This window comes from Bacillus sp. B25(2016b), from assembly GCF_001679765.1.
Classification (GTDB): domain Bacteria; phylum Bacillota; class Bacilli; order Bacillales; family Bacillaceae_G; genus Bacillus_A; species Bacillus_A thuringiensis_K.
In genome coordinates this window covers 3,834,165-3,848,155 of sequence record NZ_CP016285.1, presented here as the reverse complement: position 1 = coordinate 3,848,155, position 13,991 = coordinate 3,834,165, and the positions used below count along the sequence as shown (strand labels likewise).

The following is a 13,991-nucleotide window of genomic DNA, read 5'->3' as shown; positions in this document are numbered from 1 at the left end:
TGTGCCGCTTTTTTATTTATTATTAAAATTTCTGAGATATGCATAGTTATGTTTTTTTATGCATTTTTTATACATAATAAACAGCGTTTGTATTGCTGTTTTATTTATTTTTATTTTATATATTGCATAAAAATAAAAGTGCTGATACAATACAAACATCGAATAAATATTCTATTAAACTTTTAAATATACATTATTAGGGGGAAGAAAGATGAAGAAGTTAGTATCAATATCGTTTGCACTTATTTTAATTGTAAGTATATTCAGCGCTTGTAGTAATGGGGAGCCGAAAGAAAGAAAAGGAAATAAGAAAGTACTCGTAATGGGGACTTCAGCGGATTATAAACCATATGAATACGTGGAAGCTTCAAAAAGTGATGAAATTATTGGTTTTGATGTTGATGTTGCTAAATATATCGGAAAAGAACTTGGGTATGAAGTGAAAGTGAAAGATATGGATTTTGGTGGTTTATTAGCATCTCTTAGTTCAGGAAAAGTTGATTTCGTAATGGCAGGCATGACGCCAACTGCAGAGCGTAAAAATAATGTTGATTTTACAGATATTTATTTTGTTGCGAAAAATATGGTCGTTTCTAAAAAGGATTCTAACATTAAATCTGTAGAGGATTTAAAAGGGAAAAAAGTAGGAGTACAAACAGGGTCTATTCAAGAAGAGAAAGCAGCCGAATTTAAAAAACAAGTAGATTTCCAAGTTGAGGGACGTGACCGTATACCAGAAATCGTACAAGAAATTAAAGCTGGTCGTTTTGAGGCTGCAATTATAGAAGACACAGTTGCTAAAAATTATTTAGAGAAAATGAAAGATTTACAAGGAATTGAAATTAAAGAAGCACCAGAAGAAGTTGGAGCAGCAATTGCCCTTCCGAAAAACAGTGATAAAACAGCTGAATTTAATAAAGTAATTAAAAAAATGCAAGGAAATGGAGAAATGGATAAATTAGTGAAGAAATGGTTTGGCAGCGGAAAATAAGCTGCCTTTCACTTTTCTGTGAGGGGAATGAAAAGAATGAATTTAGATTTTTCGGCGATTACGCCTTCGATACCATATATACTAAAAGGTTTAGAAGTTACTTTGAAAATTGTAGCGGTATCAGCTTTAGCAGGATTTATTTTAGGAACGCTATTAGCACTTTGTAAAATTGTTAGAATACGAGCATTAAATATAGCAGCAGATTTTTATACATCAATTTTTCGTGGTACACCACTTGTATTGCAATTAATGATTATTTATTTCGGCGTCCCACAAATAATTGGTTATGAAATACCAGCATTCTTAGCAGCTGTACTTGCGTTTAGCTTGAATTCAGGTGCATACATGTCAGAAGTAATTCGTGCTGGTATTCAAGCGGTTGATAAAGGACAAACAGAAGCAGCAATGGCTTTAGGGATACCATACGGAAAAATGATGAGAAATATTATTTTCCCTCAAGCATTAAAAAATATATTACCAGCGCTTGTGAATGAATTTGCGACACTTACGAAAGAATCGGCTGTAGTAACAGTAATAGGCGCGACTGATTTAATGCGTCGTGCTTACATTGTAGGCGGTGAGACATTTAAATATCTTGAACCATTACTTTTTGTTGGACTGATTTATTATATGTTAGTCATTATTCTTACATTAGTCGGGAAGGCAATTGAAGGGAGAATGAAGAAAAGTGATTAAAATTGAAAACCTTCATAAATCATTTGGTAAAAACGAAGTATTAAAAGGAATTACAACAACGATTGAAAAAGGGGAAGTAGTTGCAATTATAGGACCTTCTGGATCAGGAAAATCAACATTTTTACGTTGTATGAATATGTTAGAAGCACCAACGGATGGTCACATTTGGATTGGAACGGAAGAAGTAACCAATCCGAAAACGAATGTTATGCATGTTCGTGAAAATGTCGGTATGGTATTTCAGCATTTTCACTTATTTCCTCATATGACTGTATTAGAAAATATTACGTATGCTCCTATCAATGTAAGAGGGGTAACGAAGCAAGAAGCTGAAAAGAAAGCTGAGAAACTTTTAGAAAAGGTTGGATTAGTAGATAAAAAAGATACGTATCCAAATCGTCTTTCGGGAGGACAAAAGCAACGTGTAGCAATTGCAAGAGCGTTAGCAATGGAACCGGAAGTTATGTTATTTGATGAACCGACATCGGCGCTAGATCCAGAGATGGTGAAAGAAGTGTTAGAAGTTATGAAATCGTTAGTTACGACAGGAATGACGATGGCTATCGTTACACATGAAATGGGTTTTGCAAAAGAAGTGGCAGATCGTGTTCTTTTCTTGGACGGAGGAAAGCTTGTAGAAGATAGTGCGCCAGAAGAATTTTTTGCAGCGCCGAAAAGTGAACGTGCGCAACAATTTTTACAAAAAATATTGTAATATGAAAAGGTTATGTGAATAATAAGTAGAAAAGGATGACATTGTGTCATCCTTTTTTTATACTAGCTGTAAATACGTTTATACATATAGGAGTAATGATATGTTTAAAATTGGATATCGTACAGTAAAAACAGCAATAGGGACAGGCGCGGCAGTTTTTATTGCTCAGTTATTAGGGTTAGAATTTTATAGTTCAGCAGGTATTTTAGTTATTTTATGTGTACAAAATACGAAGCGCAAATCGCTTCAAGTGTCGTTACATCGTTTTCTAGCGTGTGTATTATCAATGGTATTCGCGTTTTGTATTTTTGAAACGATAGGCTATACACCACTTGCAATTAGCATATTGTTACTTACATTTATTCCGACTGCAGTAATGCTTAAAATTCAAGAAGGTATTGTCACGAGTTCAGTTATTGTTATGCATCTATATTCATTGAAGCAAATTACATGGCTTATAGTTGGAAATGAAATTGCTATATTAACGATAGGGATTAGCGTGGCGTTATTAGTAAATATGTATATGCCGAGTAGTGAAAATAAGCTAAAAGAGTATCAGGATAAAATAGAGAGTAATTTTAAAACGATTTTGTTTGAAATGGTTGTGTATTTACGAAATCGAGAAAGTAGTTGGAGTGGAGCAGAACTCATTGAAACCGAGAATATGTTAAATGAAGCAAGGGATTTATCGTTTAAAAAACTTGAGAATGCATTTATGCGAGAAGATGATTATTACTATCGTTATTTTAATATGCGCATGCAACAATTCGAAATTTTAGAGCGAATGATACCACTAGCAGCTTCTTTATCGTGGACATATGAACAAGCTGACATGATTGCAGATGTTGTTGAAAACATTGGTAATGCTATTAGCCCTGAGAGTACTGGCGTTATTTCCTTAAGGCAGCTTCAAGAAATGAGGGAATTATTTAGAGACATGCCATTGCCAGTTACACGCGAAGAATTTGAGATACGTGCGAAACTTGTTCAACTTGTGTATGAAATGGAACAATATTTACTCATTAAAAGTCGCTTTAAGGGAAAGGATAATATAAAAGAACTTATATAGAAGGTAGGAATTATCTATGCCGTATCTTCTCTCTATCATATTATGTCTTTCTTTATCGCCGATTTGGCCTCTTGGGGATAATCCACGTGCCGGAGATCCTTTTATTATTGTAAATAAAGCAACGAATAAATTAGCTTACATTGACGATGGAAAGATTCAAAAGGTTTTTCCAGTAGCGACAGGGAAAACGAATGAATTAACTCCAGAAGGAACTTTTGATGTTGTAATGAAAGCAAAGGATCCGTATTACATTGCGAAGGATATTCCAGGTGGATCGCCAAAAAATCCACTTGGGTCAAGGTGGATTGGATTTAATGCAAGAGGAACTGATGGAAGTAAATATGGAATACATGGAACAAACCAACCGAGTTCAATTGGAAAGTATATTTCACAAGGGTGTATAAGAATGAAGAAAAACGATGTGGAATATTTGTTTGATCGCATTCCAATTGGAACGAAAGTATGGATTGTGAAATCGAAAAAATCATTTCAGCAATTGGCAAAAGAAAAAGGAGCCGTTGCATATGAAAAAGCCAACGAAAAGGTTGGCTTTTTCTATTATAATAAGTTGTCTTGACATGTGTACATAACCGTGCGTTAATGAGAGTATAGAAAGATAAAATTAGATAAAGGGGTTGCTCATATGTACTTGAATCCGAAACTTTCATATATGCAGTTTTTTATGGGATTTCTATTTGTTATTACATTCATATTGGCAACTTTTAATATATGTTCTTATCTTGTAGCGATTGTATGTATGGCATTACTTAATCTCACTTTTGTTATTGGGGCATTTCAGCAGAAACAATATACAAGTTTTGTAATAGCACTTGTAATGTCATTTTCCTTTAGTATTGTAGCGATTGTGTTTTATATAAAATAAACCATCTCGATGTCGAGATGGTTTATTTTTTCATGTGTAAAAAGTAAAAAAAGGACGAACACATCGCCCTTTTTACCAAAACATACTCGCGCCAGCAAGTAATGTTGTTACAAGCATAGAAATTAGCATCACATAAACCATAATTTTTTGAGCTTTTTTATGCATCGTTATACCTCCTTGCAAATCAGTACAATTTCATTGTAACGAGAAATGAAATTATGGACAAGAGGAGAGTGAGGACAAAATTCGGGAGGGGATTGCAAAATATAACAGGAAATTTGAGTGTGTATAGAGAATATAGTTAAAGGGTATATTGTTAATTTTTAGTTGGGCAAGCTGAAGAATGGAGATACGATGATGAAAATATACGAAACAGATCGTTTATACTTAAGGGAAATTGATGAGTCGTATGCTGAAACAGTTCTTCAATATTACGACAGAAATCGTGAATTTTTAAAAGCTTGGGAAGAGTATAGACCGGATGATTTTTTTACGCTAGATTATCAAAAGAAAAAATTGCAAAAGGATAGAAAAGAGTTCGAAGAAGGGAAAATCATCAGACTATGGATTTTTAAAAAGGGTGATGATACGAAAATAATTGGGTGTATTTCATTTAATTTAATCGTTCGTGGCATTTATCAATCTTGTGTACTCAGTTATAAATTAGATAAAGCAGAGTTAAACAAAGGGTATACGACAGAAGCACTTAGAAAAGCGATTCAAGTTGCTTTTGAGGAATTTCAGTTACATCGTATAGAAGCTCCGATTATGCCTCGTAATTTAGCATCTATACAAGTAGTAACGAAGATAGGTTTTCAATATGAAGGCGTGTCTAGGAAGATGTTAATGGTAAATGGCGTGTGGGAAGATCATATGCGCTGGGTATTGTTAAATGAGTAATAGAAAGCAGATGGTTATCTAGACATGTAAACCATCTGTTTTTTGTCTTGTATTTCGAAACTTTTGCGAAATTCTGTTATAATTAATAGTGTTACATACATAATGGTAGTGCAGGAGGCGCAGTCTTATGATTAATCAAGAACGTTTAGTAAATGAATTTATGGAATTAGTACAAGTAGATTCTGAAACGAAATTTGAAGCAGAAATCTGCACAGTATTAACGAAGAAATTTACAGATTTAGGTGTAGAAGTATTTGAAGATGACACAATGGCTGTAACTGGTCATGGTGCAGGTAACTTAATTTGTACTTTACCAGCAACAAAAGAGGGTGTTGATACAATTTACTTTACTTCTCATATGGATACAGTAGTTCCTGGTAATGGAATTAAGCCTTCTATTAAAGATGGATATATCGTATCAGACGGTACAACAATTTTAGGTGCGGATGATAAAGCTGGATTAGCATCAATGTTCGAAGCAATCCGTGTTTTAAAAGAGAAAAATATCCCTCATGGTAAAATTGAATTTATTATTACAGTCGGAGAAGAATCAGGTCTTGTTGGTGCAAAAGCATTAGACCGTGAGCGTATTACAGCGAAATATGGCTACGCATTAGATAGCGATGGAAAAGTTGGTGAAATCGTTGTTGCAGCTCCAACACAAGCGAAAGTGAACGCAATTATTCGCGGGAAAACAGCTCACGCTGGTGTAGCGCCGGAGAAAGGTGTATCTGCAATTACTATCGCAGCGAAAGCAATTGCGAAGATGCCACTTGGTCGCATTGACTCTGAAACGACTGCAAATATTGGACGTTTTGAAGGTGGTACACAAACGAATATCGTTTGCGATCATGTACAAATCTTTGCAGAAGCTCGTTCTTTAATCAATGAGAAAATGGAAGCACAAGTTGCGAAAATGAAAGAAGCATTTGAAACAACTGCAAAAGAAATGGGCGGTCATGCAGACGTTGAAGTAAACGTTATGTACCCAGGATTTAAATTTGCTGATGGCGATCACGTTGTAGAAGTCGCAAAACGTGCAGCTGAAAAAATTGGTCGTACACCTTCTCTTCACCAAAGTGGTGGCGGAAGTGATGCAAACGTAATTGCAGGACATGGTATCCCAACAGTTAACTTAGCAGTTGGTTATGAAGAAATTCATACAACAAACGAGAAGATTCCTGTTGAAGAGTTAGCAAAAACAGCAGAATTAGTTGTTGCAATTATTGAAGAAGTAGCGAAGTAATGGAATAGAAAAAGCGTGTAAATCAATTGTGATTTACACGCTTTTTATTTTGACTCGATTGCTTTGACAAAACGTATAAGCCAATATAAGAAAACCTATGGAAGTATATACGTTGTTGCTACATATACTAGACGAGGGAATAATCCTAACGTATTCATATTGAAAATGGGAAGTAGTAAATAATTAATTGCAATGATTAATATAACAAAAAGGAATGTATAGTTGAGTTTATCCCGCTATTTGCCGGGCAGTAACACCCCTACCTCAAAATTCAGCGAAAGTAAAAAAGTTAGGTGGGGCCCTGCTGCCCGTAAAGGCCCGATTGGTGAGGGCTGATTAAACTTTCACTTTATTATATATCCTCTTTATATCGACTATAAAAAAGAACAAGTAATTATTATAACTATTGTGCAAAATTTGATATAATAAAAGAACGAACGTTCTGATTAGGAGTGAGTACTATGCGAGAAATGTATCCGAAAAATGGTCGTGTAATTTTACATGTAGATATGAATTGTTTTTTCGCATCTGTTGAAATTGCTCATGATCCATCATTACAAGGAAAGCCATTAGCGGTTGCTGGAAATGAAAAAGAGAGAAAAGGAATTATTATAACATGTAGTTATGAGGCGAGAGAATACGGAATACGTACGACGATGCCCCTTTGGGAAGCGAAAAGGTTATGCCCGCAATTAGTTGTAAGGCGTCCTAATTTCACATTATATCGCGAAGCTTCATTTCAAATGTTTCAAGTCATTTCTCGTTTTACAGAAAAGATACAACCAGTCTCAATAGATGAAGGATATTTAGATATTACAGATTGCTACGCACTTGGTTCGCCTCTTGAAATAGCAAAGATGATTCAACAAGCACTACTAACAGAGTTGCAGCTTCCGTGTAGTATCGGAATCGCTCCAAATCTTTTCCTAGCAAAAACAGCTTCTGATATGAAAAAACCTCTCGGTATTACCGTACTTCGAAAACGTGATATTCCAGAAATGATTTGGCCACTTCCAGTTGAAGCAATGCATGGGATTGGAGAAAAAACAGCTGAAAAATTAAATGAAATTCATATACATACAATTGAACAATTAGCGAAGGGAGACGAGCATATCATTCGCGCTAAAATTGGGAAGCACGGTATTGATTTACAAAAGCGTGCAAAAGGTACGGATGATAGGGAAGTGGATCCTAGTCAAATGGGCCAACATAAAAGTGTCGGTAACTCGATGACTTTTTCAAAGGATATGGATGAAGAGAAAGAATTACTTGATATGTTAGAACGGTTATCAAAATCAGTGAGTAAAAGATTACAAAAGCGAACCCTTGTCAGCTATAATATTCAAATTATGATTAAATACCATGATAGGCGAACAGTAACACGGAGTAAGCAATTGAAAAATGCAATTTGGGAGGAACGTGATATTTTTCAAGCAGCATCCCGTTTATGGAAGCAACATTGGGATGGTGATTCCGTTCGTTTACTAGGTGTTACAGCTACTGAAATAGAGTGGAAGACAGAATCGGTGAAACAATTAGATTTGTTTTCATTTGAAGAGGATGCGAAAAAAGAACCACTACTTGCTGTCATTGATCAAATTAATGATAAGTATGGAACACCAATTTTACAACGAGGTAGTCAACTACTACGTAAGCAAGAGAAGTCGTTTCAACAAAAGTTAGAAAATAAGTTTATGTAGAAGGTGTCATGAAGTAGTAAAATCATGACACCTTTCCTATTATACAGGCACCAAGTGATGAGAATGGAATATAAATCCCGATTGCCATAATAAGCATGAATGTAATTAAGAGCCAGCTTACTTTGTTTACACCTTTATCAAAGCTTGTTTCTACACGCTTTCCAATTACCTTATTTGCTAAAGAGCGGAAATACGTATCGGTACTTGTTGAGATGCCAACAGCTTTTGCGCTACCACTTACAATATTTGTTCCCATGAAGCAAAGGTTTTCCGTATCGAGTGGATTGTAATTTTTTTCATGTTTTTCGGTAAGATATGCTTATTTTCTGTATGGTAGCAGTGTTCGTATTTTTCTACAGGAAGTGCTTCCCCTGTCAAAGAAGATTGATTAAAAAATAAATCTTTAATTGAAAATCAAAAATGGTTGTTTAATGAGCAGGAAGATTTATGTTCTCATGGAGAAATATATTTAAATGTGGCTGGAACGATTATTACGCAGACAGGTATGGATGAGGAATGGGGAATAAGTGAATCAGCTTTAGCTTTGTTACGAACTTTGGATAAAGAATATATTTGTGATATTGAAAATGAAGAGGGGCTTATTTTGCACGGATGTGGCACTATGTTAATGTTAGGATGCCCAATTTCAATTCATTGGACTATAAACCATATAGGTGAAAACGTGATTTTAAAGGACTTTGTCAAAGTTATTTCTACTAATCAAAAGGCTATATACTATGAAGGACTTCATATAGAATTGAATGAAAATGAATATAGAAAACAAATTGTTTCTTTTGCACTACAAGCAAAAGAATTATTTAATAAATCAAGTGAAAAGATAATTTCAAATGAGTTTGAGCGAAGTATGTATACCGACTTTTGGACGGAATATGATTATTTGTTAAATAAGTATAAATAAAAAAAGCACTGTAACTAGTGCTTTTTTTATTATAGATTACGAGATTGTAGGGTTTTCAAAAATAACAATCTCTGAACTGTTTGTAGTTGAAACGCGTTGGGCGTAATATGTTAAAGCTGAAGAAATATATGCTGGTAACGTATCATTTGTATGTGATGTTGTATATTCATGGATTAATTCCTTTAAAGTTGTCCATTCTAATTGTGCTGGGTGATCAGACACGAAAGAACTTACCCAGCGATCAAATGAAGATGAAAAATCAGTTTGTAAACGAAATACTTCTTTCATAATAAAACGCTCCCTTAAAATGTAGTATAATTATTTTAACACAAAAAACGAACGATAGCTAAATTTTTTAAGTATAACGTTCGTGTTATATAGTTGTCTAGATGTTTCGTTATGTAAATTCAATTTGCCATTTGAAATAACATTCCGTAAGATGAGAGATAGAGTATATTTAGAGCTGGAGGAAAGAAAGTGGAATTTGTATTTTTAGGAACTGGTGCAGGTGTTCCTTCAAAAGGAAGGAACGTTTCAGCAATTGCTTTACAATTGTTAGAAGAACGAGGACAAACTTGGTTATTTGATTGTGGTGAGGCCACGCAACATCAAATATTACATACATCTGTACGTCCGCGCCGCATTGAAAAAATATTTATTACGCATTTACATGGCGATCATATTTTTGGGTTGCCTGGTTTATTAGGTAGCCGTTCATTTCAAGGAGGAACTACGCCTTTAACGGTGTATGGACCGAAAGGAATTAAACAATTTATTGAAGTGGCATTATCGGTAAGTACGACACATGTGAAATATCCACTTGAAGTTGTGGAGATAACAGAAGAAGGTACCGTATTTGAAGATAATGAATTTTATGTAGAAACGAAAAGATTGTCACACGGTATAGAATGCTTTGGATATCGTATTGTAGAGAAAGATATACAAGGTGCTCTTTTAGTTGATAAGTTGCTTGAGATGGGTGTGAAACCAGGTCCAATCTTTAAACGTTTAAAAGATGGTGAAGTAGTTGAATTAGAGGATGGCACGATATTAAATGGAAATGAGTTTATCGGCCCACCTCAAAAAGGAAGAATTATTACTATCTTAGGTGATACGCGATATTGCGAAGCGAGTAGGGAGCTTGCGCAAGATGCAGATGTACTTGTCCATGAAGCGACTTTCGCAGCAGAAGATGAGCAACAAGCGTATGATTATTTTCATTCTACATCTAAGCAAGCTGCGAGCATTGCACTTCAGGCAAATGCGAAGCGACTAATATTAACTCACATTAGTTCTCGCTATCAAGGAGATACATATAAGGAATTATTGAAAGAGGCTAGAGAGTTGTTTTCTAATACAGAAATAGCGACAGATTTGAAATCATTCCCAGTAGAAAAATGATAATTTCGTAAAAAATGGTAACGGCGGGTTACCATTTTTTTATGTTTAAAAAAATTTAAAAATAAAACTGTTATTATTTTATACTTATACTTGGATGATACAGAAAATTAGGATGGTTTGAATATATAGGATAAAAATACGAAATAATGATTATTTAGAAAAACTGTTATATAAGTCAGATGACATACAAGTGATACAAATAGCAGAAATGGACTTTTATTCAGAACTTTTAAAATTCAACAAAAGTAAGCGTTTTATAAAAAACAAGCTATAATGAGGGCAGATTATAATTTATGATAAGTCACATGTATTTTAGTCATTATCGTAACAAGTGAAGTTGACTAAATCATGAGAGAGTAACACGAGAATTATAATAGGAAAGATATTACTATTATTTGTCATAAGTCTTTTTCACTTTTTAGCTAAACGATATGATTAGCAAGTGTATCTATTGCGAGTTCCTTAGTAGAAGCTTTTTATTAATAAGGTGGTGGAGATTTAATTGGTACACCACTCTTTAAAAGAGTTCAGAACATCAGCAGGTAGTATAGGCGGAATAGCGGGTGCAAATTTAGTTGCATTAGCAATGGTTATATCACTTGTTTATGCTATGCTTGCAATGGCTTCTGTGTTAAACTTTGGATTGCTACCAGACTTTATTGTGGATTATCTTGTATCATTTTTAAATGAAAATAATGCTAAGATTCTTATGTATTATGATAACTGGTATTATTTCAGGTTATATTGGATTACTTTTATTCAAAAACTATCCAATTCGTACAGCAGAACAAATTCGTGGTACAACTGGAAAAGCGACAGATGTAGCAGCTTAATAGAATAGTAGAATAAATTTTTTTCATAGAGGTTTAGGGGGAGTTATGATGAAGTATCGCTCAGTATTTGATATTATCGGTCCAGTTATGATTGGACCATCAAGTTCACATACAGCAGGCGCAGCAAGAATGGGGCAAGTTGCTCGCCAGCTGTTTCGTCATGAACCAGAAAGAGTAAGCATTTCGTTATATGGATCATTTGCAAAGACGTATCGAGGGCATGGTACGGATGTAGCACTAATCGGTGGAATATTAGGATTTGAAACAGATGACTTACGTATTCCAGAGGCGCTAGAAATAGCAAAAGAGCGCGAAATTGAAGTGGAATTCATTGAAGAAGATGCCAATGCACCTCACCCAAATACAGCGAGAATTCGTTTGTATAAAGGTGAAGATGAAATTGAAGTTGTTGCTTGCTCAATTGGTGGCGGTAAAATTGAAGTTGTAGAATTAAACGGATTCGATCTTCAATTATCAGGCACGAGCCCAGCACTACTTATTGTAAATAACGATCGCTTCGGTGCTATTGCAGCGGTAGCTTCAATCCTTGCGAAACATGAGATTAACATTAGTACAATGAGTGTTTCTCGTAAAGAAAAAGGAAGAAGAGCACTTATGGTCATTGAAACAGATGAATTATTAGCAGATGAAGTAATTGAAGAAATAAAAGCGCAACAAAATATTTGTCAAGTAACTATTATGGAATAATTGCAGGGGGGACACACCATGTTTCGGAACGCAGCGGAACTAGTGGCGCAAGCTAAAGAACAAAATGTAAAAATCGCAGAAATTATGATTCAATGTGAAATGGAAACAAGAAGTATTTCACGTGAAGAAGTAATTGCTGGTATGGAAAAGAACTTAGTAGTGATGGAGCAAGCAGTAGAACGTGGTATTCGCGGCGTGAAATCACCAACTGGTTTAACTGGTGGAGATGCTGTAAAAGTTCAAGCGCATATGAAGAGCGGAAAAGGCTTATCAGGAGATACGATTTTGGACGCAGTAAGCAAAGCTGTTGCAACAAATGAAGTAAACGCGGCGATGGGAATTATTTGTGCAACACCAACAGCAGGGTCTGCTGGAACAGTGCCAGGTGTACTATTTGCACTAAGAGAAAAATTGCAGCCTACACGTGAAGAAATGATTGAATTCTTATTTACAGCAGGAGCTTTCGGTATGGTTGTTGCGAATAACGCTTGTATTTCTGGTGCAGCGGGAGGATGCCAAGCTGAAGTTGGTTCAGCAAGTGGAATGGCGGCTGCAGCTGCAGTTGAGATGGCTGGTGGAACACAAGATCAAGCAGCTACAGCGATGGCAATTTCATTAAAGAACATGCTTGGTTTAGTGTGTGATCCTGTTGCAGGACTTGTAGAAGTACCTTGTGTAAAACGTAATGCAGCAGGAGCTGCAAATGCGATGATTTCAGCAGATTTAGCATTAGCTGGTGTAACGAGTACAATTCCATGTGATGAAGTAATTGAGGCAATGTTTAGAATCGGACAAACGATGCCAGTAGCACTTCGTGAAACAGCAGAAGGTGGACTTGCAGCAACGCCAACTGGTCGTCGCCTGCAAGAAGAGATTTTTGGGAAGAACAATAACTAAGTGTAATTATAGAAAAAGGAGCTCAAATAAACTTGAGCTCCTTTTTCTATTTTTCTTTTGTTAGTTGTTCTAATGTTTTTCCAAGGTTATGTGATCGTTTCGTTGCCTGTGTAATACAAGAAATAAGTGCTTGTTGAAATTTATGTTCTTGTAATACTTCAATACCTGCTTCGGTAGTTCCACCAGGAGAAGTAATTTCCTTTCGCAAAATAGAAGGGTGTTTGTCACTTGCTTTTAGCATTTCAGCAGCACCAATCATCGTTTGAAGAATAAGTGATTTTGCAACATCTTCTTTTAAACCAATATTTTTTGCAGCTTCTTCCATAGCTTCCACTACGTAATAAATATAAGCAGGTCCACTTCCGGATAATGCAGTGACAGCATGCATATCTTCTTCCTCTACAACAGAGACGAGACCAATCGTTTCAAATAAAGATGTTGCAGTGCGAATATGCTCCGCTGTTGCATGTTTTGAAGGGGAGATAGCGGTAGCTGATTTTAAAATGGCTGCGGATGTATTTGGCATTGCACGAATAATTGGAATGTCTTTTTGAAGTAGTTTTCTAATTGAGTCAGTAGAAACACCTGCTAGTAATGAAATAATAAGCACGTTATTATTTATGTATTCTTTAAAAGGGGTAAGCGCCTCTGCAACATCCTTTGGTTTCATTGCTAGAAAAAGAATATTTGCATCAGTAAGTAATTCTTTTTTATTATGAGTACCTTTGACACCGTATTTTTTATGTAGCTCTTGTAATCTTGTCTCGTTAGAACGATTACTTACAGTAATTTGTTCACCTTTAACGACATTTGCATGTAACAAGCCACCAATAATAGCTTCGGCAATAGAGCCTGCACCGAGAAAGGAAATGTTTTGAATAGACATGATGTTCCTCCTTTAATTTTGGTTAGAAATTCTTATAAATGTACATACATTCGTTTTTTTATAGGAAACACCTCTTTTTGTCTGAAAATAATGACAAATATATATAGAAGTTGTAAACTGAAGAAGTATTCATTTTTGAACCGGAAA

At 35.2% G+C, this 13,991-nt stretch carries 16 protein-coding genes and 1 pseudogene; 13 read left to right on the top strand and 4 right to left on the bottom strand.

The annotated features are described in order from the left end of the window. Nucleotides 1-211 precede the first annotated feature (211 nt). The 6 genes from BAQ53_RS19575 (at nucleotide 212) to BAQ53_RS19550 (ending at nucleotide 4,354) form a co-directional block, all read left to right on the top strand. Nucleotides 212-991 carry a transporter substrate-binding domain-containing protein gene (locus BAQ53_RS19575; RefSeq protein WP_208906181.1) on the top strand — a complete coding sequence of 260 codons (780 nt, stop codon included), beginning with the start codon at nucleotides 212-214 and terminating at the stop codon, nucleotides 989-991. A gap of 36 nt (nucleotides 992-1,027) precedes the next feature. Beyond that, a complete protein-coding gene (locus BAQ53_RS19570) occupies nucleotides 1,028-1,687 on the top strand; it encodes an amino acid ABC transporter permease (RefSeq protein ID WP_001046920.1) in 660 nt (219 codons plus the stop codon). Next, entirely contained in the window at nucleotides 1,680-2,402 is a 723-nt protein-coding gene (locus BAQ53_RS19565) for an amino acid ABC transporter ATP-binding protein (protein WP_000590204.1), read from the top strand. Before BAQ53_RS19570 ends, BAQ53_RS19565 begins: the two co-directional genes overlap by 8 nt. A 100-nt stretch (nucleotides 2,403-2,502) precedes the next feature. Then, nucleotides 2,503-3,471: an aromatic acid exporter family protein gene (locus tag BAQ53_RS19560; RefSeq protein ID WP_000472672.1), complete on the top strand. Its 969-nt coding sequence runs from the start codon at nucleotides 2,503-2,505 to the stop codon at nucleotides 3,469-3,471. Nucleotides 3,472-3,487: 16 nt separating this feature from the next. Next, on the top strand, nucleotides 3,488-4,048 hold the full coding sequence (locus tag BAQ53_RS19555; RefSeq protein ID WP_001146566.1) for a L,D-transpeptidase: 561 nt from the start codon (nucleotides 3,488-3,490) through the stop codon (nucleotides 4,046-4,048). 66 nt (nucleotides 4,049-4,114) lie between these two features. Beyond that, nucleotides 4,115-4,354, top strand: coding sequence for a DUF3894 domain-containing protein (locus tag BAQ53_RS19550; RefSeq protein WP_000281167.1), 240 nt, complete (start codon nucleotides 4,115-4,117; stop codon nucleotides 4,352-4,354). Between the two features lie 72 nt (nucleotides 4,355-4,426). On the opposite strand, the gene prli42 is transcribed toward BAQ53_RS19550, so the two are convergent. Next, the gene (prli42, locus tag BAQ53_RS19545; protein WP_000549037.1) at nucleotides 4,427-4,519 is read right to left on the bottom strand and encodes a stressosome-associated protein Prli42; all 93 of its coding nucleotides are present in this window, start codon (nucleotides 4,517-4,519) and stop codon (nucleotides 4,427-4,429) included. A gap of 189 nt (nucleotides 4,520-4,708) precedes the next feature. Between prli42 and BAQ53_RS19540 the strand changes: the two genes are divergently transcribed. The 3 genes from BAQ53_RS19540 (at nucleotide 4,709) to BAQ53_RS19530 (ending at nucleotide 8,200) form a co-directional block, all read left to right on the top strand. Continuing rightward, nucleotides 4,709-5,254: a GNAT family N-acetyltransferase gene (locus BAQ53_RS19540; RefSeq protein ID WP_033672813.1), complete on the top strand. Its 546-nt coding sequence runs from the start codon at nucleotides 4,709-4,711 to the stop codon at nucleotides 5,252-5,254. 127 nt (nucleotides 5,255-5,381) lie between these two features. Then, nucleotides 5,382-6,500: a tripeptidase T gene (locus BAQ53_RS19535; RefSeq protein WP_000609824.1), complete on the top strand. Its 1,119-nt coding sequence runs from the start codon at nucleotides 5,382-5,384 to the stop codon at nucleotides 6,498-6,500. A 461-nt stretch (nucleotides 6,501-6,961) separates the two neighbouring features. After that, a complete protein-coding gene (locus tag BAQ53_RS19530) occupies nucleotides 6,962-8,200 on the top strand; it encodes a DNA polymerase IV (protein WP_001208853.1) in 1,239 nt (412 codons plus the stop codon). A gap of 82 nt (nucleotides 8,201-8,282) precedes the next feature. On the opposite strand, the pseudogene BAQ53_RS19525 reads toward BAQ53_RS19530, so the two are convergent. Further along, nucleotides 8,283-8,611, bottom strand: a pseudogene (locus BAQ53_RS19525) (P-type ATPase actuator domain-containing protein); the annotation flags it as partial. Between BAQ53_RS19525 and BAQ53_RS19520 the strand changes: the two are divergent. After that, the gene (locus tag BAQ53_RS19520) at nucleotides 8,607-9,119 is read left to right on the top strand and encodes a hypothetical protein (RefSeq protein WP_033690062.1); all 513 of its coding nucleotides are present in this window, start codon (nucleotides 8,607-8,609) and stop codon (nucleotides 9,117-9,119) included. The pseudogene BAQ53_RS19525 and the gene BAQ53_RS19520 sit on opposite strands and share 5 nt — an antisense overlap. A gap of 36 nt (nucleotides 9,120-9,155) precedes the next feature. Here the strand turns inward: BAQ53_RS19520 and BAQ53_RS19515 are convergent, their stop codons facing one another. Next, entirely contained in the window at nucleotides 9,156-9,407 is a 252-nt protein-coding gene (locus tag BAQ53_RS19515) for a DUF3932 family protein (protein WP_000665709.1), read from the bottom strand. Nucleotides 9,408-9,596: 189 nt separating this feature from the next. Between BAQ53_RS19515 and rnz the strand changes: the two genes are divergently transcribed. From rnz to sdaAA, 3 genes are all read left to right on the top strand, one after another. Further along, a complete protein-coding gene (gene rnz, locus BAQ53_RS19510; protein WP_000397455.1) occupies nucleotides 9,597-10,520 on the top strand; it encodes a ribonuclease Z in 924 nt (307 codons plus the stop codon). Between the two features lie 881 nt (nucleotides 10,521-11,401). Continuing rightward, a complete protein-coding gene (gene sdaAB, locus BAQ53_RS19500; RefSeq protein ID WP_000877445.1) occupies nucleotides 11,402-12,061 on the top strand; it encodes an L-serine ammonia-lyase, iron-sulfur-dependent subunit beta in 660 nt (219 codons plus the stop codon). A gap of 18 nt (nucleotides 12,062-12,079) precedes the next feature. After that, on the top strand, nucleotides 12,080-12,958 hold the full coding sequence (gene sdaAA / locus BAQ53_RS19495; protein ID WP_208906180.1) for an L-serine ammonia-lyase, iron-sulfur-dependent, subunit alpha: 879 nt from the start codon (nucleotides 12,080-12,082) through the stop codon (nucleotides 12,956-12,958). A 46-nt stretch (nucleotides 12,959-13,004) separates the two neighbouring features. Here the strand turns inward: sdaAA and proI are convergent, their stop codons facing one another. After that, nucleotides 13,005-13,844: a pyrroline-5-carboxylate reductase ProI gene (gene proI, locus BAQ53_RS19490; protein ID WP_000027247.1), complete on the bottom strand. Its 840-nt coding sequence runs from the start codon at nucleotides 13,842-13,844 to the stop codon at nucleotides 13,005-13,007. Nucleotides 13,845-13,991: the final 147 nt, after the last annotated feature.

What these genes read in the sequence shown, in the direction of transcription:
- BAQ53_RS19575 (WP_208906181.1), top strand. Translation starts at nt 212, where the DNA reads ATGAAGAAGTTAGTATCAATATCGTTTGCACTTATTTTAATTGTAAGT.
- BAQ53_RS19570 (WP_001046920.1), top strand. Translation starts at nt 1,028, where the DNA reads ATGAATTTAGATTTTTCGGCGATTACGCCTTCGATACCATATATACTA.
- BAQ53_RS19560 (WP_000472672.1), top strand. Translation starts at nt 2,503, where the DNA reads ATGTTTAAAATTGGATATCGTACAGTAAAAACAGCAATAGGGACAGGC.
- BAQ53_RS19555 (WP_001146566.1), top strand. Translation starts at nt 3,488, where the DNA reads ATGCCGTATCTTCTCTCTATCATATTATGTCTTTCTTTATCGCCGATT.
- BAQ53_RS19550 (WP_000281167.1), top strand. Translation starts at nt 4,115, where the DNA reads ATGTACTTGAATCCGAAACTTTCATATATGCAGTTTTTTATGGGATTT.
- prli42 (WP_000549037.1), bottom strand. Translation starts at nt 4,519, where the DNA reads ATGCATAAAAAAGCTCAAAAAATTATGGTTTATGTGATGCTAATTTCT.
- BAQ53_RS19540 (WP_033672813.1), top strand. Translation starts at nt 4,709, where the DNA reads ATGATGAAAATATACGAAACAGATCGTTTATACTTAAGGGAAATTGAT.
- BAQ53_RS19535 (WP_000609824.1), top strand. Translation starts at nt 5,382, where the DNA reads ATGATTAATCAAGAACGTTTAGTAAATGAATTTATGGAATTAGTACAA.
- BAQ53_RS19530 (WP_001208853.1), top strand. Translation starts at nt 6,962, where the DNA reads ATGCGAGAAATGTATCCGAAAAATGGTCGTGTAATTTTACATGTAGAT.
- BAQ53_RS19515 (WP_000665709.1), bottom strand. Translation starts at nt 9,407, where the DNA reads ATGAAAGAAGTATTTCGTTTACAAACTGATTTTTCATCTTCATTTGAT.
- sdaAB (WP_000877445.1), top strand. Translation starts at nt 11,402, where the DNA reads ATGAAGTATCGCTCAGTATTTGATATTATCGGTCCAGTTATGATTGGA.
- sdaAA (WP_208906180.1), top strand. Translation starts at nt 12,080, where the DNA reads ATGTTTCGGAACGCAGCGGAACTAGTGGCGCAAGCTAAAGAACAAAAT.
- proI (WP_000027247.1), bottom strand. Translation starts at nt 13,844, where the DNA reads ATGTCTATTCAAAACATTTCCTTTCTCGGTGCAGGCTCTATTGCCGAA.